Source organism: Frigoribacterium sp. CFBP 8751, assembly GCF_014841545.1.
Classification (GTDB): Bacteria; Actinomycetota; Actinomycetes; order Actinomycetales; family Microbacteriaceae; genus Frigoribacterium.
Genome location: NZ_JACYUB010000007.1, coordinates 46,310 through 67,816, shown reverse-complemented (window position 1 = coordinate 67,816; position 21,507 = coordinate 46,310). Strand labels below are relative to the sequence as shown.

General features: G+C 73.2%; 21 protein-coding genes and 1 tRNA gene. 8 read left to right on the top strand and 14 right to left on the bottom strand.

Annotation, left to right across the window (positions count from 1 at the left end):
• Nucleotides 1–792 (top strand): response regulator, encoded by a 792-nt coding sequence (locus IFT88_RS15040; RefSeq protein ID WP_192121652.1) that lies wholly within the window; start codon nucleotides 1–3, stop codon nucleotides 790–792.
• Between the two features lie 197 nt (nucleotides 793–989).
• A complete protein-coding gene (locus IFT88_RS15035) occupies nucleotides 990–2,903 on the top strand; it encodes an amino acid transporter (protein ID WP_192121650.1) in 1,914 nt (637 codons plus the stop codon).
• A 139-nt stretch (nucleotides 2,904–3,042) separates the two neighbouring features.
• Here IFT88_RS15035 and IFT88_RS15030 read toward each other — a convergent pair whose 3' ends face one another.
• Nucleotides 3,043–4,089: a hypothetical protein gene (locus IFT88_RS15030; protein ID WP_192121520.1), complete on the bottom strand. Its 1,047-nt coding sequence runs from the start codon at nucleotides 4,087–4,089 to the stop codon at nucleotides 3,043–3,045.
• A gap of 371 nt (nucleotides 4,090–4,460) precedes the next feature.
• On the opposite strand from IFT88_RS15030, the gene glgX reads away from it, so the two are divergent.
• Nucleotides 4,461–6,518, top strand: a complete 2,058-nt coding sequence (gene glgX / locus IFT88_RS15025; RefSeq protein WP_137848374.1) for a glycogen debranching protein GlgX — start codon at nucleotides 4,461–4,463, stop codon at nucleotides 6,516–6,518.
• A gap of 140 nt (nucleotides 6,519–6,658) precedes the next feature.
• Here glgX and IFT88_RS15020 read toward each other — a convergent pair whose 3' ends face one another.
• From IFT88_RS15020 to IFT88_RS15010, 3 genes are all read right to left on the bottom strand, one after another.
• Nucleotides 6,659–6,928: a hypothetical protein gene (locus tag IFT88_RS15020; protein ID WP_043596849.1), complete on the bottom strand. Its 270-nt coding sequence runs from the start codon at nucleotides 6,926–6,928 to the stop codon at nucleotides 6,659–6,661.
• Between the two features lie 304 nt (nucleotides 6,929–7,232).
• Nucleotides 7,233–8,165 carry an aminodeoxychorismate lyase gene (locus IFT88_RS15015; RefSeq protein WP_235472244.1) on the bottom strand — a complete coding sequence of 311 codons (933 nt, stop codon included), beginning with the start codon at nucleotides 8,163–8,165 and terminating at the stop codon, nucleotides 7,233–7,235.
• Nucleotides 8,166–8,541: 376 nt separating this feature from the next.
• Nucleotides 8,542–8,961, bottom strand: coding sequence for a hypothetical protein (locus tag IFT88_RS15010; protein WP_192121667.1), 420 nt, complete (start codon nucleotides 8,959–8,961; stop codon nucleotides 8,542–8,544).
• A gap of 58 nt (nucleotides 8,962–9,019) precedes the next feature.
• On the opposite strand from IFT88_RS15010, the gene IFT88_RS15005 reads away from it, so the two are divergent.
• Nucleotides 9,020–9,673 (top strand): HAD-IA family hydrolase, encoded by a 654-nt coding sequence (locus IFT88_RS15005; protein ID WP_192121518.1) that lies wholly within the window; start codon nucleotides 9,020–9,022, stop codon nucleotides 9,671–9,673.
• 53 nt (nucleotides 9,674–9,726) lie between these two features.
• On the opposite strand, the gene IFT88_RS15000 is transcribed toward IFT88_RS15005, so the two are convergent.
• From IFT88_RS15000 to IFT88_RS14990, 3 genes are all read right to left on the bottom strand, one after another.
• Nucleotides 9,727–10,743: an NAD-dependent epimerase/dehydratase family protein gene (locus tag IFT88_RS15000; protein ID WP_192121515.1), complete on the bottom strand. Its 1,017-nt coding sequence runs from the start codon at nucleotides 10,741–10,743 to the stop codon at nucleotides 9,727–9,729.
• Nucleotides 10,744–10,920: 177 nt separating this feature from the next.
• Complete coding sequence (locus IFT88_RS14995) at nucleotides 10,921–11,787, bottom strand: metallophosphoesterase family protein (RefSeq protein ID WP_192121513.1); 867 nt, start codon at nucleotides 11,785–11,787, stop codon at nucleotides 10,921–10,923.
• Nucleotides 11,788–11,944: 157 nt separating this feature from the next.
• Entirely contained in the window at nucleotides 11,945–12,340 is a 396-nt protein-coding gene (locus tag IFT88_RS14990; protein WP_043596840.1) for a hypothetical protein, read from the bottom strand.
• A gap of 402 nt (nucleotides 12,341–12,742) precedes the next feature.
• On the opposite strand from IFT88_RS14990, the gene IFT88_RS14985 reads away from it, so the two are divergent.
• Nucleotides 12,743–13,162 carry a YchJ family protein gene (locus IFT88_RS14985; RefSeq protein ID WP_192121511.1) on the top strand — a complete coding sequence of 140 codons (420 nt, stop codon included), beginning with the start codon at nucleotides 12,743–12,745 and terminating at the stop codon, nucleotides 13,160–13,162.
• A gap of 365 nt (nucleotides 13,163–13,527) precedes the next feature.
• Here IFT88_RS14985 and IFT88_RS14980 read toward each other — a convergent pair whose 3' ends face one another.
• The 3 genes from IFT88_RS14980 to IFT88_RS14970 all read right to left on the bottom strand — a co-directional run bounded on the left by IFT88_RS14980 (nucleotide 13,528) and on the right by IFT88_RS14970 (nucleotide 15,378).
• Nucleotides 13,528–13,887 carry a hypothetical protein gene (locus tag IFT88_RS14980; protein WP_192121509.1) on the bottom strand — a complete coding sequence of 120 codons (360 nt, stop codon included), beginning with the start codon at nucleotides 13,885–13,887 and terminating at the stop codon, nucleotides 13,528–13,530.
• Nucleotides 13,888–13,903: 16 nt separating this feature from the next.
• Nucleotides 13,904–14,416 (bottom strand): GNAT family N-acetyltransferase, encoded by a 513-nt coding sequence (locus IFT88_RS14975; RefSeq protein WP_192121507.1) that lies wholly within the window; start codon nucleotides 14,414–14,416, stop codon nucleotides 13,904–13,906.
• An 89-nt stretch (nucleotides 14,417–14,505) separates the two neighbouring features.
• On the bottom strand, nucleotides 14,506–15,378 hold the full coding sequence (locus IFT88_RS14970; protein ID WP_192121505.1) for a DUF429 domain-containing protein: 873 nt from the start codon (nucleotides 15,376–15,378) through the stop codon (nucleotides 14,506–14,508).
• A gap of 33 nt (nucleotides 15,379–15,411) precedes the next feature.
• On the opposite strand from IFT88_RS14970, the gene IFT88_RS14965 reads away from it, so the two are divergent.
• Nucleotides 15,412–16,563 carry a VIT1/CCC1 transporter family protein gene (locus IFT88_RS14965; protein WP_056227437.1) on the top strand — a complete coding sequence of 384 codons (1,152 nt, stop codon included), beginning with the start codon at nucleotides 15,412–15,414 and terminating at the stop codon, nucleotides 16,561–16,563.
• A gap of 62 nt (nucleotides 16,564–16,625) precedes the next feature.
• Here the strand turns inward: IFT88_RS14965 and IFT88_RS14960 are convergent, their stop codons facing one another.
• The 3 genes from IFT88_RS14960 to IFT88_RS14950 form a co-directional block, all read right to left on the bottom strand.
• The gene (locus IFT88_RS14960) at nucleotides 16,626–17,486 is read right to left on the bottom strand and encodes a phosphatase PAP2 family protein (RefSeq protein ID WP_192121503.1); all 861 of its coding nucleotides are present in this window, start codon (nucleotides 17,484–17,486) and stop codon (nucleotides 16,626–16,628) included.
• Nucleotides 17,487–17,558: 72 nt separating this feature from the next.
• Complete coding sequence (locus IFT88_RS14955) at nucleotides 17,559–18,938, bottom strand: MFS transporter (RefSeq protein ID WP_192121502.1); 1,380 nt, start codon at nucleotides 18,936–18,938, stop codon at nucleotides 17,559–17,561.
• An 8-nt stretch (nucleotides 18,939–18,946) separates the two neighbouring features.
• Nucleotides 18,947–19,534 (bottom strand): helix-turn-helix domain-containing protein, encoded by a 588-nt coding sequence (locus IFT88_RS14950; RefSeq protein WP_192121500.1) that lies wholly within the window; start codon nucleotides 19,532–19,534, stop codon nucleotides 18,947–18,949.
• Nucleotides 19,535–19,716: 182 nt separating this feature from the next.
• On the opposite strand from IFT88_RS14950, the gene IFT88_RS14945 reads away from it, so the two are divergent.
• Together IFT88_RS14945 and IFT88_RS14940 are read left to right on the top strand one after the other, a co-directional pair.
• Entirely contained in the window at nucleotides 19,717–20,007 is a 291-nt protein-coding gene (locus IFT88_RS14945; protein WP_056227446.1) for a hypothetical protein, read from the top strand.
• Between the two features lie 87 nt (nucleotides 20,008–20,094).
• Nucleotides 20,095–20,167: transfer RNA gene (locus IFT88_RS14940), tRNA-Arg, on the top strand.
• A gap of 346 nt (nucleotides 20,168–20,513) precedes the next feature.
• Here IFT88_RS14940 and IFT88_RS14935 read toward each other — a convergent pair.
• The gene (locus IFT88_RS14935; protein WP_192121497.1) at nucleotides 20,514–21,365 is read right to left on the bottom strand and encodes a helix-turn-helix transcriptional regulator; all 852 of its coding nucleotides are present in this window, start codon (nucleotides 21,363–21,365) and stop codon (nucleotides 20,514–20,516) included.
• Nucleotides 21,366–21,507: the final 142 nt, after the last annotated feature.

The window sequence follows — 21,507 nt, the reverse complement described above, 5'->3', positions numbered from 1 at the left end:
GTGAAGATCCTGATCGCCGACGACGACCCGCAGATCCTGCGGGCGCTGAAGGTGACCCTCGGGGCTCGCGGCTACGACGTCGTCACGGCCGGCGACGGGCGCGAGGCGCTCGACCTGGCGGCGAGCGAGCACCCCGACCTCGTCATGCTCGACCTCGGCATGCCGCATCTCGACGGGGTCGAGGTGATCGCCGGCCTGCGCGGCTGGTCGACCGTGCCGATCCTCGTCGTGTCGGGCCGCACCGACGCCGCCGACAAGGTCGAGGCCCTGGACGCGGGCGCCGACGACTACGTCACGAAGCCCTTCTCCATGGACGAACTGCTCGCCCGCATCCGGGCGCAGACCCGCCGACTGCCGTCGGGCACCGACGACGAACAGCCCGTGGTGGCCTTCGGCGACGTGCAGGTCGACCTCGCGGCGAAGACCGTGGTGCGTCGGACGGGCGCGGGCGGTGTGCCGGGCGCGGGTGGTGTGCCGGGCGCGGGTGGCGCCGCGGGGGCGGCCGGGAGCGGTGGCGCCGGCGGCGAGTCGGTGCGGCTGACGCCGACCGAGTGGAAGATCCTCGAACTGCTGCTGCACAGCCCCGACAAGCTGATCACGCGCGAGACCATCCTGACCGAGGTCTGGGGGCCCTTCCACGCGAAGGACACCGGCTACCTGAGGCTCTACTTCGCCCAACTCCGCAAGAAGCTCGAACCCGTGCCGGCCTCACCGCGACACCTCGTCACGGTGCTCGGCATGGGCTACCGCTTCGTGCCGGATGCCGACGGGCAGACCGACCAGGGGACGTGACCGCGGACGCCGCCGCGATCCTCACGCTTTCCTAACGCCCGACGACACCTCCGGGAGGCGCGGGAGGCCTAACGTGGCAGGGTGCGTGCCCGCCTGCCGGTCGGTGCACTCCGCACGCCCGAGAGGAACCCGTGTCCGCGCAGCCCGAGTCACCCGCCAGGGTCGAACCGCCGTCCCCGCACGCGACCACGCGACGGATGCGGAGCTGGCTGCTGCACGGCCTCACCGAGACCGCGGGGACGCACCAGGGGCCGCACGCCGAGACCCCGGAGAAGACGCACTCGTGGTGGCGCGTGATGTGCCTGACCGGCGTCGACTACTTCTCGACCCTCGGGTACCAGCCGGCGATCGCGGCCGTCGCGGCCGGTCTGCTCTCGCCGCTCGCGACCATCGTGCTGGTGCTGTTGACCCTCTTCGGCGCCCTGCCGGTCTACCGCCGGGTCGCCCGTGAGAGCCCCCGCGGCGAGGGGTCGATCGCGATGCTCGAGCGGCTGCTGCCCTGGTGGGGCGGCAAGCTGTTCGTCCTCGTGCTGCTCGGCTTCGCCGCCACCGACTTCATGATCACCATCACCCTGTCGGCGGCCGACGCCACGGCGCACGCGGTCGAGAACCCGTTCGCCCCGTCCTGGTTCCACGGGGCCGAGGTGCCGCTGACACTCGTGCTCGTCGCGCTGCTCGCCGCCGTCTTCCTGCGGGGCTTCCGCGAGGCGATCGGCATCGCGGTCGTGCTCGTCGCGATCTTCCTGACGCTCAACCTCGTCGTCATCGCCGTGTCGCTCTTCCACATCGGCGAGAACCCGGTCGTCATCGGCAACTGGTGGGAAGCGCTGACCGTGCAGCACGGCAACCCGTTCGTGATGGTCGGCATCGCCCTGATCGTCTTCCCGAAGCTGGCCCTCGGCCTGTCGGGCTTCGAGACCGGGGTGGCCGTCATGCCCCAGATCACCGGCGACCCGACCGACACCCCGGCCAAGCCGGTCGGACGCATCCGTGGGGCCCGGCGCCTCCTCGCGACGGCCGCGATCATCATGAGCTCGTTCCTCATCCTGTCGAGCTTCGTCACGACCCTGTTGATCCCACAGGCCGAGTTCCAGGCCGGCGGGTCGGCCAACGGCCGGGCACTCGCGTTCCTGGCGCACCAGTACCTCGGTGACGGCTTCGGCACGGTGTACGACGTCAGCACGATCTGCATCCTGTGGTTCGCGGGGGCGTCGGCCATGGCCGGGCTGCTCAACCTCGTGCCGCGCTACCTGCCGCGTTACGGCATGGCGCCGCAGTGGGCCCGAGCCGTCCGTCCCCTCGTCCTGGTCTTCACGGTGATCGCGTTCGTCATCACCATCGTGTTCGAGGCGGACGTCGACGCCCAGGGCGGGGCCTACGCGACGGGGGTGCTCGTGCTGATCACCAGCGCCTCCGTGGCCGTGACGCTGTCGGCGCGACGGGCGCGCCAGCGGAAGCGCACGATCGGCTTCGGCGTCGTCGCCCTCGTGTTCGTCTACACGACCGTCACCAACGTCGTCGAGCGCCCCGACGGCGTGCGCATCGCCGCGATCTTCATCTTCGGCATCATTGCGGTGTCGCTCGTCTCGCGCGTGCAGCGGTCGTTCCAGCTGCGGGCGACCTCGGTCACCCTGGACGACACCGCGCTCGCTTACGTTCGTGAGGACGCCGACGAGTACGGCACGATCCGCGTCATCGCCCACGAGCCGGGGCGCGAGGTCGCCGAGATCTACAAGAAGAAGCTGACGGCCGAGCGGAAGTACAGCGGCATCCCGCAGCGCTCGCCGGTCATCTTCCTCGAGGTGCACAAGGGGGACTCGTCGAACTTCGAGGAGGACCTCGTCGTGACGGGACACGCGTTGCACGGCTACCGGGTGTTGCGCACGACCAGCGGCGCCGTGCCGAACGCCGTGGCCAGCGTGCTGCTGGCGATCCGTGACGAGACCGGCGTCGTGCCCGACATCTACTTCGAGTGGACCGAGGGCAACCCGCTGTCGAACATGGGGCGGTTCTTCCTGACCGGGGTGGGCGAGGTCGCGCCGGTGACCCGCGAGGTGCTGCGCCGGGCCGAGCCCTCGCGCAGCCGCCGCCCGGACGTGCACGTCAGCTAGCCGCCCGGGCCCCCGTGCCCGCCCCGCGCCCCCGCGCCCGCCCCGCGCCCCCGTGCCCGCCCCGCGCCCCCGCCCCGCGATGAACCCGGTTTCGAACCATGCACCGAGAAGCTTCTGGGTGCCTGGTTCGAAACCGGGTTCATGGGGTGTCACCGCGGAAGCGACGGGCCGCCGCGCGGGCGGCGGCCGTGACACGGCGTCGGTCGAGGCCGACGCCGACGTCTCGGAGCAACTCACCCAGTCGATCGGGGACCACGAGATCCGGGTACTCGCAGTTGACGACGGCGCGCACCTCGGGCACTTGGCACAAGGACCGATCACGCCGGGCACGGTCACGGACGACTTCCGCAGGCGTCCGGCCCGCGAGCATGCGGGGATCGGTCAACTTCACGAAACCGTTGAGCTCGACGGCCACACCATGGGCGGCGAGGTACGTGTCGCATCGTGCGACGCGGCCGTCGGCGAGGTGGAACTCCCGCTGCAGCTCGACGTTCGAGAGGCCGAGTTCGAACAGGACCACGCGGAGGAGTGATTCGCCGCCGTTCTCGGCGAACGGTGAGGCGAACTGGAAGGCACGGCGTGCTGCGCGATTTCCCGGGTGGGTGGTGGGACCGAGCCTGCCGAGCAATGCCTCGCGTTCGCGTCGGAGGGCGGCGGCCACCACGGGCCCGGTCCGATGTCCGTTCGGCAGGACCAGTCGGCGGAGGACCGCGTCCGTGCACAGGACGGCAGCGGCGAAGGAGGCCGTCCGGGCGACGTCGACGGCTGTCCGTCTCAGCCCGGTGACCGACAAGTCGCCGAGACGTACGAGGTCGTCGGCCGGGACCTGCCCAGGGCGTCGGAGGAGGTGGGAGGACGTCTTGGTCGAGGTCCGGCGCGGGTCCGTGACGGTGACGGTGTCGTCGAAATCGTCGTGGACGCGAGGAAGGTCGAGCGCGGCCAGGGCAGAGACATGGGAGACCACGCAGTGCCGTGCGGGGCCGGTTGCCAGAGCTCGCGTGAGGAGGACGTGCCGCCCGCGGGAGTCCAGCTTCTCCCAGTCCGATGCCGTCGCGTAGACGCCGCGGTGGATGCGCACGAGCGAGCCATCCGCGACACCGGAACGCAGGGCGATCGTCTCGGGGGCGCCGTCGCCGTGCGTCGCCGCGAATCGCAGTTCGCATGTGATCGGGTCGGTGTGCTCCATGGGGCCATGGTGGCGAATGCCGTCCCCGGGCTCGGTCCCGCGCCTCCTGGTCTGGGGAGAACCTGCCTGTGAGCAAGATGGAGAAGGAGGCGGCCGGGTCGTCATGAACCCAGTTTCGATCGATGCACCCACAAGCTTCTGGGTGCAGCGTTCGAAACCGGGTTCACTGGCGGGCAGGAGGCGCGGGGCCGGCGGGCAGGAGGCGCGGGGCCGGCGGGCAGGAGACGCGGGGCCGGCAGGCAGGAGGCGCGGGGCGGGCAGGCGGCAGGCAGGGCGGCGCGGGGCAGGCGGGGCGGCGCGGGCGGGACGCCTCGGCGGGGTACGGCGCTCAGCTTGGCCGCCGACGGCGCTCCTCCTGTACTGCTGGGAGCATGACCGACTCCCGCTCCTTGCCCTACCCCCTCGGCGTGACGCCCCTGCCCGACGGCGGCGCCCACGTCGCGGTGTACTCCGAGACCGCCGATCACGTCTGGTTCTGCCTGTTCGACGACGAGGCCGACGGCGGCACCGAGCGCCGCTTCGAACTGACGAACCGCACCGGCCACGTCTTCCACGCCGTGGTCGAGGAGGCGCGGGTCGGGTCCCGCTACGGCCTCCGTGTCGCGGGCCCCTGGAACCCGGCCGCCGGCCTCCGCCACAACGAGCACAAGCTGCTGCTCGACCCCTACGCCACCGCGCTCGACGGCACGTTCGACTGGGGCCAGGCCGTCTTCGGTCACGACATGGACGAGCCCGAGACCATGGACGAGTCCGACTCGGCCGCCGCGATGCCCCGCAACGTCATCGCCGACCGCGACTTCGACTGGGGCGACGACCGACGACCGCTCACGCCGATGGAGGACACGGTCGTCTACGAGGTGCACGTCAAGGGCTTCACGCAGACCCACCCCGACGTCCCCGAGGACATCCGAGGCACCTACGCCGGCATGGGGCACCCCGCCGCGATCAAGCACTTCACCGACCTGGGCGTCACCGCCGTCGAGTTGCTGCCGACGCACCAGTTCGTGCAGGACAGCCACCTCGAGGAGAAGGGCCTGCGCAACTACTGGGGCTACAACTCGATCGGCTTCTTCGCCCCGCACGACGAGTACGCGTCGAAGGCCGCGGGCACGGCCGGCGGCCAGGTCGCCGAGTTCAAGCAGATGGTCAAGGACCTCCACGCCGCCGGCCTCGAGGTGTGGATGGACGTCGTCTACAACCACACGGCCGAGGGCAACCACATGGGCCCGACCATCTCGTTCAAGGGCATCGACAACGCCGCGTACTACCGCTTGGTCGAGGGTGACGAGGGCAACTACTTCGACACGACCGGCACGGGCAACAGCCTGAACGTCAGCCACCCGGCGGCCCTCGGCCTGATCATGGACAGCCTGCGCTACTGGGTCACCGAGATGCACGTCGACGGCTTCCGCTTCGACCTCGCCACGACCCTCACCCGTCAGGGTGGCGAGGCCAGCGAGCACAGCGCGTTCCTCACGCTGATCCACCAGGACCCGGTGCTGCAGAGCGTCAAGATGATCGCCGAGCCCTGGGACACCGCCGGCTACCAGGTCGGCGGCTTCCCGGCCGACTGGTCGGAGTGGAACGGCAAGTTCCGCGACGACGTGCGCGAGTTCTGGAACGGCGAGCCCGGCGTCCTGTCGACGTTCTCGGACCGCGTGCTCGGCAGCCCCGACGTCTACGAGGCCGACCGTCGCTCGCCGCTGTCGAGCGTCAACTTCGTTACCGCTCACGACGGCTTCACCCTCGCGGACCTGACGAGCTACGCCGAGAAGCACAACGAGGAGAACGGCGAGGACAGCCAGGACGGCGAGAGCGACAACAAGTCGTTCAACGGCGGTGCCGAGGGCCCGACCGACGACCCCGCGGTCAACGAGTACCGCGATCGCCAGCGCCGGAACTTCCTCGGCACGCTGCTGCTCAGCGCCGGCGTGCCGATGATCCTGGGCGGCGACGAGATCGCCCGCAGCCAGGGCGGCAACAACAACGCCTACTGCCAGGACAGCGAGATCTCGTGGTTCGACTGGGAGCGCGCCGACCGCGACCTGCTCGCCTTCACGACCGAGCTGATCACGCTGCGTCGCGAGAACCCGGCGCTGCGGCCCGACTGGTTCCGTTACGCGCCCGAGGTCGAGAGCGACGACCACGTGCAGGTGCGTCGTGCCGACGACCACTCGTTCTCGAGCGGCGACTGGCAGCAGGGCGAGAACAAGGCGATCACCTTCGTGCTCACCCACAAGGACGCCGACGCGTTCGCCTACCTCGTCAACGGTTCGACGGCGGTCGTCGAGTTCAACGTGCCCGACGCGCCCCACGGCGAGTGGGAGCTCGCCGCGTCGAGCGACCCCGGCCAGCAGGTCGAGGGCGCCGTCACGACGCTGCTCGTGCGGGACGCGAGCTTCACGCTGCTGCGGAGCCGCGCCTCCTAGGCCCGACGACGCGAGCGCAGGAGGCGCGGTGCGGGTCCTCGGGACCGGCACCGCGCCTCCTGCGTCCGCCGGTCACGCGAAAGACCGCCGCCCCGAGGGGACGGCGGTCTCAGAACGTGCCGGCCGAGGCCGAGCAGGGATCAGGCGCTGGCGAGCTGCTGCGCCGCGGGGGCGAAGAAGTCCGCGTAGCTCGGGCCCGGCGTGATGTCGACGACGGTGCCGCAGACGACCGGTCCGAGGTCGGCCTGCGACCGGTGGGCCCGGACGGCGGGTCGACGCTTGGGGTAGACCTCGATGCGGGCGGCGGGCACCCGGCGGTCGGCCACGTAGTGACCGGTCACGTCGACGGAGCGACGGACGTGTGCCACGAGCTGGTCGTGGCTGAGACGGGAGAGGTCGGCGGCGCTCATGCCGTGGCCTCGGCCAGGAGGAGTGCGCTGATGTCGATCGGCTCGGTGGGAGCCAGGTCGTGCGCGAAGGGGTGGTGCCCGGAGGCGTGGACGATGTTCATTGTTCTGCTCATCTCTGCGGCCCTGCGACCGCGTGCGGAACGGGGTGGTGCGGGTCGCGTCGCCGTGAATCGACGCGTTCCCGACTCTCGCAGGTCGCCGATCGATCGCCACCATCGGCCGACGCATCGTTCGCAAGGTGGACATTCGTTCGAACGACGGTCGTCGCCGTGAGGTGCGTCCCGCCCCGAGCAGTGAGCCGTGCTCAGTCGCGACGGGCCCAGAGTGCCTCGACGAGCGTCGTCGTCAGCTCGTGGTCGATCGCGAAGGGATGCCCGTCGAGGTCCGACACCGGGGCGATCTGACGCCCGCTCGAGAGCAGCCACAGGGCGTCGGCCTCGTGCACGCGGGCGAGGGGCAGCAGCTCGTACGCGGTCTCGTGGCCGAGGTCGGCCAGCGCGTCGAACACGGCGGCCTGCGTCGTGCCCTCGAGGATGCCCTGGTCGGTGCGCGGGGTGACGAAGCGGTGGCCGAAGCGGGCGACGAGCGAGGCCGACGGCCCCTCGAGCGCGTACCCGTCGCTGCTGACGAAGAGGACGTCGTCCGCACCGCGGCGGGCGGCCTCGCGCAGCACGCTCTTGTTCACGGCGTACGAGAGGGTCTTCGCGCCCTGCAACAGCCACGGCGAGGTCTGCATGACATCGTGCCGGTAGCCGCGGTCGAGCGACACGACCCGGATGCCGTCGCGGCGTTCGGCGGCGTGGTCCTCGTACACCTCGGTGCGGGCCCATGCGGTCGGCTCGCTGTCGGGCACGCCCTCGAGTCCGCGTGTCACGATCAACTTGGTCAACGCGAAGGGCACGGGTGCGTGGGCGGCCGCGGAGGCGAGCACCGCCTCGCGGATCAGGTCGAGGTCGAGTTCGGGCAGGTCGAGCAGCGCCGCCGAACGGGCCAGGCGGCGCAGGTGCGGCTCGAGCGCCTGCACGGCTCCGTCGACGACCCCGAACGCCTCGAAGATGCCGTCGCCGCGCGTCACGCCCAGGTCGACGACGTTCACGGTCGGCTCGGTCGCGTCGGCGACGTGCCAGCCGGGCCCGTCGCCTCGGGCGCCGGCCCGGGCCCGGTCGATCACCACGAGCACGGGGGCAGGAGGTGCGGTGTCGGTCACGGGGGAGGCATCGGCGGCGAGGTCGGTCACGCTCTCGACCGTACCTCGGTCCCGGGTTTTCGCTTTGTGGACAGGCTGTGGAGAATTGCTCGTCGTCGAGAGGCTAGACGGCCTCGCGACGCGCATCCGCCGTGCGGCCTCTCGCCGGGGGGCGTCGCGTGCCGAAGCTGCCACGTCGCTAGCGCGTCTAGCAAGATCATGGGCTTCACCAGGGGTTTCCTGACTGCTTCATCCCTTGCGCGTCCAGTCTGCGGAGGTACCGTGAACGAGCCCGCCCTCGGTGGGCGCGTGGTGCCCGGCGGGCCGGGAGCTTCTTCACGGGGCGGCCCGCCCGGCACCACACCACTCACGCCGAAGGGCCGCACCGTCGAGACGGTGCGGCCCTTCGTGGTCGGTCCTGGACGTGTCAGTCCCGGGGTCGGGGCGGGCCGGGCTTCGGGTGTGACGGGGCCGCGCCGCCTCCCGTGGGGGCGTCGGCGGGGTCGGGCTCGCCCGGCTTGGGGTGTCCGGGGATCGATTCGCCCGAGAGGTTGAGGTCGTCGGGGTCGACCTCGATGTCGCCGCCGTCGTCCGGCCCGCCCTCACCGGGCAGGGCCTGGACGGCGTCCAGGTCGGTGTCGGAGTCCACGGCGGGGGAGTCCTCGGTGGCCGACCGCTGCATCTCGGCGGTGGTCGCCTCGCTCCGCGGGAAGTCCGCGGTCGGATCGTCGGCGTCGCGACGGTCCGGTGCGGTCTCGGGGGTGCCTGCGTAGCCGACGCCGTCCGTGGCCGTCGTGGCGTCGCCCGTGGTGGTGCCGGTCTTCGTGTCCTGCTCGTCTTCGTGCATGCGGGCACGGTACGCCGTGGGGGTGCGTGCCGCATGTGCGCCGGGGCAGACTGGCGACATGACGACCCTCACCTGCCGCGCGATCGTGTTCGACATGGACGGCACGCTCGTCGACTCGACGGCCGTCGTCGAACGCATCTGGGGCGACTTCGCGGCCGAGCACGAGCTCGACGTCGTCGAGCTGTTGGAGTTCGCCCACGGACGGCAGACCCATGACACCGTCACGCGGTTCCTGCCCGGGTTGCCCGAGGTCGAGGCACGCACGCTGACCGACGGGCTGCAGGCCGTCGAGGCCGGAACGCGGGACGGGACCGTCGAGATCCCGGGCGCGGCCGACTTCCTGGGGAGCCTGCCGGGCGACCGCGTGGCCCTGGTGACGAGCGCGAACCACGAGTTGGCGCGATCACGGATGGCCGAGGCGGGCGTTCCCTGGCCGGCTGTCGTCCTGGCGTCCGAGCAGGTCGCCGTGGGCAAGCCCGCGCCGGACGGCTATCTGCTGGCCGCCGCGATGCTCGGCGTCGACCCGGGCGAGGTCGTCGTCTTCGAGGACGCCGCGGCGGGACTCGACGCCGCCCGCGCCTCCGGAGCCTCGGTCGTCGTCGTCGGGGACCACGACGGGCCGGCTGCCGACGGGTTGCCCCGTGTCTCCGGGTACCAGGGCGTGTCGGTGATCGTCCGGGACGACGGACTGCTCGAGCTGACGCTGCCGTAGCCGTAGGGCCGGACGAACGGGCCGGGCGGGCCGGACGGGTGGGCCGCAGGCGGTCAGCCGTTCAGCGGGTGCGACCCCTCGTGGTTCGTGCGGTGGGCGAGGGCGTGGGCGAACTCGCTCAGGGTCTCGTCCGACGTGTGACGGGGTGTCCAGCCGAGCACGGTGCGCGCCCTCTCGGTCGACATGACCGGGATCTTGGCCGCGATGTCGAGCCAGCCGGGTTCGGTCGGCTGCAGGCGCGCCAGCCAGGTGAGCTGCACGACGGCGCGCAGCAGGCGGTAGGGCACGGGCAGCAGGCGGGAGCCGAATGCCCGGGCGATGCGGTCGGGGTCGACCACGGGTTCGGCGGCGAGGTTGAACGCCCCACCGGCACGGCGGTCGATCGCCCGCCAGAACGCGTCGGCGACGTCGCTCGCGTGCACGACCTGCGACACGAAGCGCGGGGCGAGCGGGATGAACGGGGGACGCACGCGCTGCATCCAGCGGGTGGGCACCCAGCGGCCGGCGAAGAGGCCGACGATCTCGCTGGCAGCGGCGGCCTGGAACACGAGGCCCGGGCGCATGCGGGTCAGCGTGACCTCGGGGTGCTGTTCGGCGAAGGCGTCCATGACGCGCTCGTTGATCGATTTGTGCTTCGAGTAGCTCGAGCGGCGCACGCCCTTGGTCTTGTAGGTCTCGTCGACCCGACGGCCCTTGGGGCCCCGCGAGTAGGCGCCGACCGAGGACGCGACGAGCACGTGCGGCACCCCGGCCCGGGCGGCGGCGTCGAGGACGTGCGAGGTGCCGAGCACGTTCGTCCGGTACATGACGGCCTTGCGGTGGCTCGGCTGCAGGGCCCAGCCGAGGTGGACGACGGCGTCGGCCCCGGCGAACGCGTGCTCGAGGGCCACGGGTGAGTCGTCGGCCCCGACGTCGATCGAGAACCAGGTCACCTCGCCGTACGGCGGCGTCGCCATGCGCGGACCACGGCGGGCGACGCCGACGAGCGACGTCACTTCGGGCTCGGCCTGCAGACGGGTGAGCAGGGCGGTGCCCAGGTTGCCCGTGGCTCCGACGACGACCACGCGCATGGGGGTCTCACTTTCACGACTCGACGATCGGCCTCTCGCCGGCCCCGGGTGGGCGGCAGGCCGATTCCGAGCCTACGCGCGGCCCCTGGGCGCGGGTCCGGTCCCGGTCAGGCCGCGTGGCCCGTGGGCGCGGGTCCGGTCCCGGTCAGGCCGCGTGGCTGTGGGTGCGGGTCCGGGTCAGGCCGCGGAGGAAGGCCCGGCCTCGGCGGCGATGCGGGCGACGGCGGCCTCGTCCAGTGTGAACACCTCGTCGCCGTCGCGGGAGTCGCGCACGGACACCGGGGTCGAGCGCACCGACCCGTCGGCCGCCACCTCGACCACGACGAAGCCCGAGCCGCGCACGGCCCGTTCGGTGCCGACGGCCGCCAGCACGTCCGTGTCGTTCGCCACCCCGGGCGCGACCACCACGGGCACGCCCGCGAGGTGGCCCACGATGTGGTGGTGGTAGTGCCCGGCGAGGACGACGTGGACGTCCGATCCCTCGAGGACCGCCGCCAGCGCCTCCGGGTCCTGCAGGGCGAGAGACTCGTGCAGGGTGGTAGGCGCCGCGATCGGCGGGTGGTGCAGCACGAGCACGGTGCCCCGCTCGGCGGGCGTCGCGAGCTCGTCGCGCAACCAGGCGAGCTGCTCGGGTCGCAGCAGTCCGTAGCCGGCCCCGGGCACGGAGGTGTCGAGCCCGATCACCCGCCACCCGTCGACGTCGCGGACGAGGTCGAGCGGTCTCGCCGGGTCGCCGCCGAGCACCTCGGCGAAGCCCTCGCGCACGTCGTGGTTGCCCGGCACGAGCAGCACCTCGGCGCCCGCCGCGCGCGCCCAGGCGCCGGTGCGCTCGCGCAGGTGCCGGTAGGAGGCGCGGGTCCCGTCGTCCGACAGGTCACCCGACCCCACCAGCAGTCGCACCCCCTCGACCCGCGCGGCCTCCGCCAGCACGCGGTCGAGGGCCTCGGTCGTGTCGACGACGCCCTGGTGCAGGGCTCCGTCGGCGAGCAGGTGGGCGTCGCTGAGGTGGACGACGCGGAGGGCTCCGGGCGGCAGGGCGTGCATGCCGCGACGCTACCGGGTGCGGGGTGGCAGCGGCACGGTGCCAGGGCGGCTCGGTCCGCTCGGGCGGTCGAGTCGAACCACGGATGTGGCATCGAACCACGCAGTTGGGTGGTTCGACACCACATCGATGGTGCGACCCCGGATGTGGCGGGCGGGCTCAGCCGCGGAACTGGTCGGCGGGGGCGAGGCGGCCGTGCACGCGGCGACCGAGCTCGGCGAACATGTCGGTGATCGTCGCCCAGTCCTCGTGGGTCGGCGAGGTCGGTTCGACGAACAGACCGTAGAACCGTCGGCCGCTGTTGAGCGACTCGACCAGGACGGTCTCGGAGCGGTCGAAGAACTGCGTCCCGTCGTGCTTCAGGGCGGAGGCCCGGACGGGTTCGCCGGTCAGGTTGCAGAAACCCGCCGACGCCAGGGCGCGGGCGGTCTTGCGGCGTGACAGCCGGGGCAGCACGGGGCTGGCTTCCGCCGCGCCCAGGACCGCACGCACGTGGGCGAACACGAGCTCCTGCTCGTGGACGGGGTGCGAGGCGGAGGTAGGCGAGATCGTCACCCGCTCACCGTGGCAGGTCGGAGCCCCCGACGCGACGCCCAGTGCGGGGGCGGCCCCTTGGGGTGCGACCCGGACTGGGGAGCCGACTCGGCGCGCCCGTCGCCGGTCGACGGAGTACCTCGGGCCGTCGTGCTCGGCCGGTGTCGGCAACTCCTGCCCGGTGCGGCGTCGGGGTGCCGGGACGGGCGTGGTGCGGGCGGGCGGCGGCAGGAGGCAGGAGTTGCCGACGGGGCCGGGGCCGAGGCCGACGGGGCCAGGGCCGGGGCCGAGGCCGACGCCGACGGGGGGCGGGGCCGAGGCCGACGCCGACGGGGGCGGGGCCGTGGGGCGGGGGCGGGGCCGTGGGGCGGGGTCGGGCCGACGGGGGTGTCAGGGCGCCGGGACGTGCCGGAGAATTGCACGATGCCTCCTGCTGCTCCCCTCCACGGTCGCGACCTCGACGACTCGGCCCGCTGCCCCTGCCTCAGCGGCGAGACCTACGGATCGTGCTGCGGGCCGCTGCACCGGGGCACGACGCCCGCCCCGACGGCGGAACGGTTGATGCGCTCGCGGTACTCGGCGTTCGTGCTCGCCCGCGCCTCCTACCTGCTCGAGACGTGGCACCCGACGACGCGGCCCGCCACGCTCGAGGTCGATCCGGGCACGCGCTGGTTCCGGCTCGACGTCGTGCGGACGCAGGCGGGCGGGCCGTTCGACGACGAGGGGACGGTCGAGTTCGAGGCGCACTTCCGCGACGACGACGGCGTGGGGTCGCAGCACGAGGTCAGCCGGTTCGCCCGGGTCGACCGGCGGTGGCTCTACGTCGACGGGATCTCGGGCTGACCAGGGCGCATGTCACGAGCTCGGGCCCGGGGGTCCGGCAGGGCGGACGCGAGACGTCGGCATCGGGCGTCACGAAGAGGACGGCGGGTCCGTCGGGCCCGGCATCCTCTCCGTGACGCCGCCGGGCCGCAGGGAGAGCTTCACGGGCAGGGACCCACGGTCCGGACGACACCGATGCAGGGCTCACACCCTCCATCTCGCCGAACGCTAGGCCGCACGAGATGGTGCGGTTCAGACGTGGACGCTCCTCACAGGCAGGGCGTCTGCACGCGTGTTTCGGGGGACAGGACGCGTCGCGCGCGGCGCACGGCGCACGGCGCACGGCGCGTGGCGCGTGGCGCACCGCGCGCCGCGGGTCGAACTCGTCAGGGGGCGCGGCGCGCGAGGGCGACCGCCTCGAGCGCCCGGACCACCGCGCCGACGGCCCGCTGCGCGCGCACGAGGCCGACCGGCCCGCCCAGCACCGACAGGGCCGCCTCGTGCACGACCCGCGCCACGAGCCGCCCCCGGTCGTCGACGAACCACTGCACGCCGAGTGTCAGCAGCTGCGTCCGCCCGGCGAAGGCGCGCAGCGCGAGGGTGGACGCCAGCGTGCCGCGGACGGCCCGGGTGCTGCCGTCCGACGCGAGCGACAGGGTGAAGCCGTGCTCGATCAGGGTCTGCTCGACGAGGTGTCGCGACTCGTCGTGCGGGCCCTCGAGGAAGACGTCGTGCGTGCTCGCCACCGGTCCGGTGCGGCGGTCAGCGCAGGGGCGCGAGCATCTCGAGCTCCCGCGCCGTGGGGTCGAGGGCGTAGGCGTTCGTGTGCCCGGTCGGCTCGTACCCGCGTCGGCGGTAGAACGCGATGGCCCGCTCGTTCTGCTCGTGGACGTGCAACCGCAGGGTGTCGCCCTCGGTCGCGGCCCAGGTCTCGACCCCGTCGAGCAGCAGGTCGGTGACGCCGGCCGCGCGCCCCCGATGGGTCGGGGCGACGTACACGCCGACCAACAGGGGTTGCCCCGCTGTCTGCAGGAAACCGCCCATGGCGCCGACCCAGTCGCCCGTCCCGTCGTCGATCGCGACCAGAGAGGTGCCGTGCTCGGCCTCGCCCCGGGCCGCGCGCATCCGCCATTCGGCCTCGGCGTGACGGCGGGCGACGGCCAGCGTCTCGCCGTAGGCGATCGGGGTGTCCGCGAGCATCGCGAGGCGCAGGTCGCGCACGTGCTCCCAGTCGTCGGCGGTCGTGCGGCGGACGGTCACGGGTCGTGCGGGCATGCCGCCACCCTGCCACACGGGCGGGAGGAGGCGGGTGCAGGAGGCGCGGGTCGCGTCACCACGCCGGGTCGCGCCCCGAGGGCGTCACGTCAGGAGGCGCGGGTCGCGTCTCGGCCGAGCCTCGCCACGGGCGCGGGGCCGAGCCGCTGCTCGGGGCGGGCCGGTGAGATCAGCGTGGCGCGCCTCCCGCGGTCGTCCGGCTCGGTGTCGACGCCGAGCACCTGGAGGCGTCCGGGCGTGCGGGCGCGGAGCGCCGCCGTCCAGGCGCAGACCAGGGCGTCGAGCAGGTCCTCGCGGTGCTTATAGGCCCGGTCGACCAGCGGCGAGGGTTCCTCGAGCAGCGCCGCCGACACGGGGTGCGAGTCGAGACGCAACGGGACCTCGGCCCGGGCCAGCCCGGCCAACCGACGCAGCAGCTCGTCGCAGGCCGCCGCGCGGGCCTCACGCCGCGCCTCCTTCGGCAAGGTGAGGTCGGGCCGCTTGTAGCGGGGACGCTTGTCGTCGTAGCCGAGCTCGCCCATGCCGACGAGCGTCGTGTACGGGTAGCACTCGAAGTGCCCGACCGCGTCGGCCGCCACCGGCACGACGCCGTCGTCGTAGACGCTGCCGGCTCGCTCGAGGCGCTCGCCGAGGGTGCGCCCGCCGAGCCAGGGCAAGGAGGCGCTGCTCGCGTTGGCCGAGACGTGCCAGCGACCGTAGGCGCGCGCCACGAGCCGTTCGCTGGCCCGCATTCCCGTGGCGTTCGGCACGAGCACCGGGGCGTCGATCGCGACGACCGAACCGGGCGTCGACCAGCGCAGGACCCAGGCCTCGACCTCGTCGACCCCGCGGGCCCAACCGGCGTCGAGCACCGTCCCGTCGGCGTCGACCACGGCCAGGCCGGTCTCGTTCGCGGGACGCTCGGGTGTCGAGTCGCGCCAGGCGAGGTCGACGCCGAGGTAGCGGGGCCGGGGTGTGGTCACCGTTCGACCGTACTCGCGGCCGATACTGTCCCCATGCCCACCAGCACCCGCACCCCGGCCGACCTGCGTCGCTGGCGGCGCTACCTCGCCGACGAACGCGCCGAGGAGTCGACCTACCGCGACCTCGCCCGCCGCCGCGACGGCGAGGAGCGTGCGATCCTGATCGCCCTGGCCGACGCCGAGGGCCGTCACGCGCAGCACTGGGTCGACCTCCTCGGCGACGACGTCGGACGCCCGGCCCGCACCGACCTGCGCACCCGCGTGCTCGGGGTGCTCGCCCGCCGCTTCGGCTCGATCTTCGTGCTCGCGCTGGTGCAGAGCGCCGAGGCGCGGTCGCCCTACGCGACCGACGCCGACGCCACCGACGCGATGGCCGCCGACGAGCGCATCCACGGCGAGGTCGTGCGCGGGCTCGCCGAGCGGGGCCGCAATCGCCTGTCGGGGTCGTTCCGTGCGGCGGTGTTCGGGGCGAACGACGGGCTCGTCAGCAACCTGGCGCTCGTGCTCGGCATCAGCGCGTCGGGCGTCGCGAACCACGTGGTGCTGCTGACCGGGCTATCGGGGCTGCTCGCCGGGGCGTTGTCGATGGGTGCGGGCGAGTACGTCTCGGTGCGGTCGCAGCGTGAGCTGCTCGACGCCTCCACCCCCGACCCGACGGCGCGGCAGGTGCTGCCCGACCTGGACGTCGACGCGAACGAGCTGGCGTTGGTCTACCGGGCGCGGGGCATGTCGCCGGACGAGGCCGAGGCCCACGCGCGGCAGGTGCTCGCGGGCGTGGGGCGAGGAGCCTCGTCGCCGAGCGCGCCTCCTGCGGGGGCCGCGCCTGGCGCCGCCACGGCCGGCTGGGCGGACGCCCCGGACCAGGAGGCGCGCTCGGCCGACGAGCCCGCCACCCACGAGACCCTCGGCACGGCCTTCGGCGCTGCCGCCTCGAGCTTCTGCTTCTTCGCGTCCGGGGCCGTCATCGCCGTGCTGCCCTACCTGTTCGGGCTGTCCGGTCTCGCGGCCGTCGTCGTGGCGTCCGCCCTGGTCGGCGTCGCCCTGCTCGGCACCGGTGCCGTGGTCGGGCTGCTGTCAGGGGCGAGCCCGGTCAGGCGGGCCCTGCGTCAGCTCGGCATCGGGTTCGGGGCGGCCGCCGTGACGTACCTGCTCGGGCTGCTGTTCGGGACGGGTGCCGCGGGCTGAGCCCGGCGGGCACGCTGAGCCCGGCGGGCACGCCGAGCCGGCCGGTCGGACCTGCGGGTGCGTCAGGCCTTGCGGTCGAGCTTCCACGCGATCCAGCACGTGACGAGCACGACACCGGCCGCGGCCAGGCGCGCACCCATCAGCACCCCTTGGCCGGTCGACGTCGTGAGGCTCATGTCGGAGCCGATGCCGATGCTCCAGATCGCACCCGACAGGGTGAGGCAGACGACCAGCGCGAGGCCGAGCACCACCGAGGTGGCCCCGTGCGACCGCGGGCCGACGTCGTCGCGGCCGCGAGGGTCACGCGACAGCCGGGCGGCACCGATGCGCACGAGACCGAGCCAGAGCAGCGCCACGGCACAGGCGCCGACGACGTCGCTGCAGCGGTGCCAGCCGTAGGCGACGGTCTGCTCGGCGACCACGGCCGCGAAGGCCGCACCGACCATGTAGAACAGCGGCCGGGCGTGCCGGCCGAAGGTGGTCATGATCGCCAGCACGGCGGCGACGGCGACCGTCACGTGCCCGCTGGGGAAGCTGTTGCCGTAGAGCTCGCCCGTCAGCTCGGGACGAGGCGCGAGCTGCTTCAGCACCTGGGTGGTGATCGTGGCACCGACGATCAGCACACCCGCCTGGACGGCCGAGCCGGGTCGGCGGCGGAGGAACGCCACCACCATCGTAAGGGCGACGACCAGCAGCACGGCCGGCGGGGAGATGGCGTCGAGCGCGACCCCGGACTGCAGCAACGTGGTGCCGTCGACCGAGCGGAGGATGCTGTCCTCGATGGACTGGCCCGGTTCGGTGAGGACGGCGATCGTGTAGACGCCCGCCAGCACGACGAGCGACGCCGACGACGCGACCACCCAGCGACCCGTGGCCCGTCGACGGACCGCCGGGGGCGTCGAGAGGGTCGGGTGAGCAGTCACCGGACGAGCTAACTACACGTCGCCTGGAAACCGGCTCGGTCCGACCTGCCGATGCGCCGGGGTCGGCACGACTCACAGCGGGGGTGCAGGTGATCGCGGCGACGTCCCCCGTCCGCGCTCCATCAGCCGCCAGTCGCCGCCGGCGAGCGGGGTGAGCGTGACGGTCGTGTAGACGACGGCGACGATGCCGAACGCGACCGCCAGTCCGATGGTGTCGGCGGCGAGGCCGCCGAGCAGGGCGCCGATCGGGATGCCGGCCCAGGCTCCGGCCGTGACCAGCCCGAAGACCCGTCCGCGCAGGTGTTCGGGGGTGCGCTCGAGCTGCACCGTGCCGAGGATCGGGTTGAGCGCGCCGGCGGCCAGCCCCGACAGGGCCGTCGCGGCGACCAGCACGGGCAGCGGGGCGCCGAGGGCGAACGCCAGGCTCGAGGGGCCCCCGGCGAGGGTGAAGCAGACGACGAAGGTGACGCGGCGCGGCACCCGGTGGGCGACGAAGCCGAAGGCGACGTTGCCGACGAGGGCGCACCCGCCCATGGTGGCGACGAGCAGCCCCAGGGCGGCCGCGCCTCTCAGTCGGTCGTTGGCGTAGAGGGGCAGCAGGGTCGACCCGCGGGCGGCGTCGAGCAGGTTCGTGACCAGCACGAGCGCGACGATCAGCCGCATCAGGGGGTCGCGGACGACGAACCGGGCTCCCTCGGCGAGGTCGGCCCGGTAGGAGGCGCGGGTCGGCTCGGTCGGCTCGGTCGGGTGGTCGTCTCTCGGATTCGGTGATCCGGTCCGTACCGGATCGGGCGCGGGGACGAGCGCCCCGGTCAGGGCGGCCGACACGGCGAAGGTGGCGGCGTTGACGAACAGCGACGCGACCGGCCCGACGGCGGCGACGAGCAGCCCCGCGATCGAGGCCCCGATCAGCTTGGCGAAGCGCTCGGACCCGTCGATCAGCCCCACGCTGCGTTCGATGCGCACCCCGGCCCGCTCGGTCAGCCCGGGCAGCATCACTCGGCGCGCCACCTGCCCGGGGCTGTCGAGCAGCCCGCCCACGAACACGAGCGCGAGCAGGGCCCAGAACGGCAGTCCGACGGTGAGGGCGAGCACGGGCATCGCGAGGACGGAGGCACCGCTCACCAGGTCGGCGACGATCGCGGCCCGTCGGCGCCCGACCCGGTCGACGACGACGCCGCCGAGCGGTCCGCCGATGATCACCGGAGCCGTGGCGAACGCCGCCGCGAGCCCGACCTCGGCCCCCGACCCCCCGAGCCCCAGGACGTAGAAGGGGACCGCGAAGGCCGTCACGACGTTGCCGGTCTGCGAGATCGCGTGGGCCGCGACCAGGGACGACAGGGCGACGCGGGCGGTGCGACCAGGGCGCCCGTCGTGGGGCCGGTCGGTGCGGCCGAGGTGAGGGGCGTCGTCGGTGCCCCGCGCCTCCTCGGCTCGTCCGTTCTCGCTCACGACGGCCCTCAGGGGCGGCGGTAGGACTGGTAGACGAGCACGACCGACTCGGCGCCGTCGTCGGTCGCCGGGTCGTGTGCGGCACTGGCGTCGAGCCACCGGTCGACGACGGCCTCGAGGTCGCGGCGCAGGGCGGCGAGCTCGGTCACCGTGAGGCGAAGGCTGCGGTCACCGCTCGCCCCGGCCGCGACCCACTCGCGGGGCAGGGTGGGCGTCGCGTCGACGTACTCGCCGAAGCGCGCCGCGTACACCTGACCGATCGACTTCTGCAGGGCGGACGAGGCGACGAGGCGGTCGGGGTCGTCGAGCAGCTCGGCGGGCTCCCAACTGGTGAGCTGGGCGGTGGCCTGCCACCAGCGCTCGCGGCGGTCGTCGGTCTGCGGCTCGGCGGGCCCGATGAGGTCGATCGAGGCGAGCTTCGACAGGTGGTAGCTGATCGTCCCCGGGGCCTCGTCGACGGCGTCGCCGAGCTGGGCGGCCGTCTGCGGGCCGCGTTCGCGGAGGAGGCCGAGGAGGCGCAACCGCGTCGGGTGGGCGAGCACGCGCATCGAGGCGGCGTCGGTGAGGGTGTGGCGGGAGGTCTCTCGGGGGGACATGGAGTCGACGATAGGTGCACAAGAGCTGTTGCGCAAGAGTCGTTGTGCTTCTCGACGAGGGCGGGGGCGGGCCGACCAACCGTTCGAGCCGTGAGTGTGGTGGGTGTCGCGGGCGGAGGTCGGACCCGCGGCGCATGCTCGGAGCACGACCGCCGGACAGTCCGGCGCGCAGGAGGAACCCGATGACGAAGACCCCGGACGACCCGCACGGCACCGACGAGACCGACCTCGAGCGTCGTGGCAACAGCAGTGGCGAGGGTCACGGCGACCACACCGTCGGCGAGCGGGACGACCGCCCCGTCGAGATCACCAGCGAGAACCACCCCGACGGCGGCACCGGCTCGCGCACGCTCGACGACGGGCCGGCCGACGACGCCGTCCCCACCCGCCAGCCCGGCCAGGCCGACGCCGACCAGGTCGACGAGCTGATCGGCGACTACAAGGGCGACGGCGAAGGCAAACACACCTACTGACACGACCCGAGGAGGCGCGGGTCGGCTCGATTCGCGCCCCGCGCCTCCCTCGTGTAATGTTTCCTCTGGCCAATCGGCCAGAGAAACGCGCCTGTAGCTCAACGGATAGAGCATCTGACTACGGATCAGAAGGTTGGGGGTTCGAGTCCCTCCAGGCGCACACGACTCGAAAGCCCCTGCCCTACACGGCAGGGGCTTTCCTCGTCTTCGGTGCTTGTCTGGCCGCCTCCGGCGGCGTGCGCCTTCGGCGCGAACTCGAAAGCCCCTGCCCTAGGCGGCAGGGGCTTTCCTCGTCTTCGGTGCTTGTTCGGCCGCCTCCGGCGGCGTGCGCCTTCGGCGCGAACTCGCACGGGACGAGGCTCGGCGCTTCGCGCCGCGCCCGTCACCACTCCTGCCCGCGCTCGGTGGTCGAGTGGTCGCGAACCGTCGTTCGTGGCGGGACGAAGGACGGTTCGGGACCACTCGATGTCACGCGGGGGCCGAGAGGGCAGAGTGCCGCCTCCGGGTCAGGGGGACGAGGCGAGGGCGGCGAGCTCGGTGCGGCTGCGGGCACCGAGCTTGCGCAACAGGTTCGAGACGTGGAACTTCACCGTGTTGTCGCTGATGCCGAGCGCTGCCGCGATGTCGCGGTTCCGGTCACCGGCCGCCACGCGGTGCAGCACCTCGCGCTCGCGCTCGCTCAGAGCCCCGACCAGCTCCCACGGCTCGTTCGACGGCGGCGGGTCGAGCGGCAGGCGCACCGTCAGCTCCGAGCCCCACCCCACGGTCGACGCCACCGTCAGCTCGCCCCCGACCCCCGAGACCTGCTCGGTGATCGGCCGCAGGGCGTCGTCGTGTGCCGTCAACTCGCCCGCTCCGTCGTCCCGGATCGCGATCAGCAGGTTCAGGCCGTCGCAGTCCCACTGGATGCGCACCCGACGAGCGTCACCCGCGTCGACGAAGGTGAGCACGGCGTTCCGGACGACGGCCCGGGCCACGTGCGCCACGTCGCCCGGCAGTGCCCGACCCGTCGCCGGCGGCTCGACGAACTGGACGTCCAGGTCGCCGAAGCGCACGAGCGGACGCAGATCGGACCGGAGGCGCGCGAAGGCGCCGACGACCGGCTCGAGGGTCGTGCCCCGGTCGCGGTCGGAGCCGGTCCTCAGGGCGACCAGGGCCCCCGCCGCGACGTCGATGGCCTCGGCCCGCGCCGCCCGGTCGTCGAGGCGTCGCGAGCGCAGGGCGGCCAGCACGGACTCGAGCGTCATCGCGTGCCGGTCCACCAGGTCGGCGGTCGCCCGAGCGTGCTCGGACGCCAGCGTCCGGGCGAGGGCGTCGGAACCGGCTCGGGTGGGGCCGTCGTGCGAGGTGTGGCTCATGGGCCCACCCTAGGCGTCCACCTACCCGATGCCACCCTCCCTACCCGAACGGGTGGGTGGGACGCCCCCGTCGAGGGGCTGCTCTCACAGCATCGTCGGACCAGGATCGAAGGCAACGGGATCGACGACGTACCCAGAGGCC

Coding starts and splice junctions, on each gene's coding strand:
- IFT88_RS15010 (WP_192121667.1), bottom strand. CDS start 8,961: ATGCACGAAGACGAGCAGGACACGAAGACCGGCACCACCACGGGCGAC.
- IFT88_RS14950 (WP_192121500.1), bottom strand. CDS start 19,534: ATGTCCCCCCGAGAGACCTCCCGCCACACCCTCACCGACGCCGCCTCG.
- IFT88_RS15020 (WP_043596849.1), bottom strand. CDS start 6,928: ATGAGCGCCGCCGACCTCTCCCGTCTCAGCCACGACCAGCTCGTGGCA.
- IFT88_RS14995 (WP_192121513.1), bottom strand. CDS start 11,787: ATGCACGCCCTGCCGCCCGGAGCCCTCCGCGTCGTCCACCTCAGCGAC.
- IFT88_RS15030 (WP_192121520.1), bottom strand. CDS start 4,089: ATGGAGCACACCGACCCGATCACATGCGAACTGCGATTCGCGGCGACG.
- IFT88_RS15000 (WP_192121515.1), bottom strand. CDS start 10,743: ATGCGCGTGGTCGTCGTCGGAGCCACGGGCAACCTGGGCACCGCCCTG.
- IFT88_RS14975 (WP_192121507.1), bottom strand. CDS start 14,416: ATGCCCGCACGACCCGTGACCGTCCGCCGCACGACCGCCGACGACTGG.
- IFT88_RS14965 (WP_056227437.1), top strand. CDS start 15,412: ATGCCCACCAGCACCCGCACCCCGGCCGACCTGCGTCGCTGGCGGCGC.
- IFT88_RS14935 (WP_192121497.1), bottom strand. CDS start 21,365: ATGAGCCACACCTCGCACGACGGCCCCACCCGAGCCGGTTCCGACGCC.
- IFT88_RS15035 (WP_192121650.1), top strand. CDS start 990: ATGCGGAGCTGGCTGCTGCACGGCCTCACCGAGACCGCGGGGACGCAC.
- IFT88_RS15005 (WP_192121518.1), top strand. CDS start 9,020: ATGACGACCCTCACCTGCCGCGCGATCGTGTTCGACATGGACGGCACG.
- IFT88_RS14945 (WP_056227446.1), top strand. CDS start 19,717: ATGACGAAGACCCCGGACGACCCGCACGGCACCGACGAGACCGACCTC.
- glgX (WP_137848374.1), top strand. CDS start 4,461: ATGACCGACTCCCGCTCCTTGCCCTACCCCCTCGGCGTGACGCCCCTG.
- IFT88_RS14985 (WP_192121511.1), top strand. CDS start 12,743: ATGCCTCCTGCTGCTCCCCTCCACGGTCGCGACCTCGACGACTCGGCC.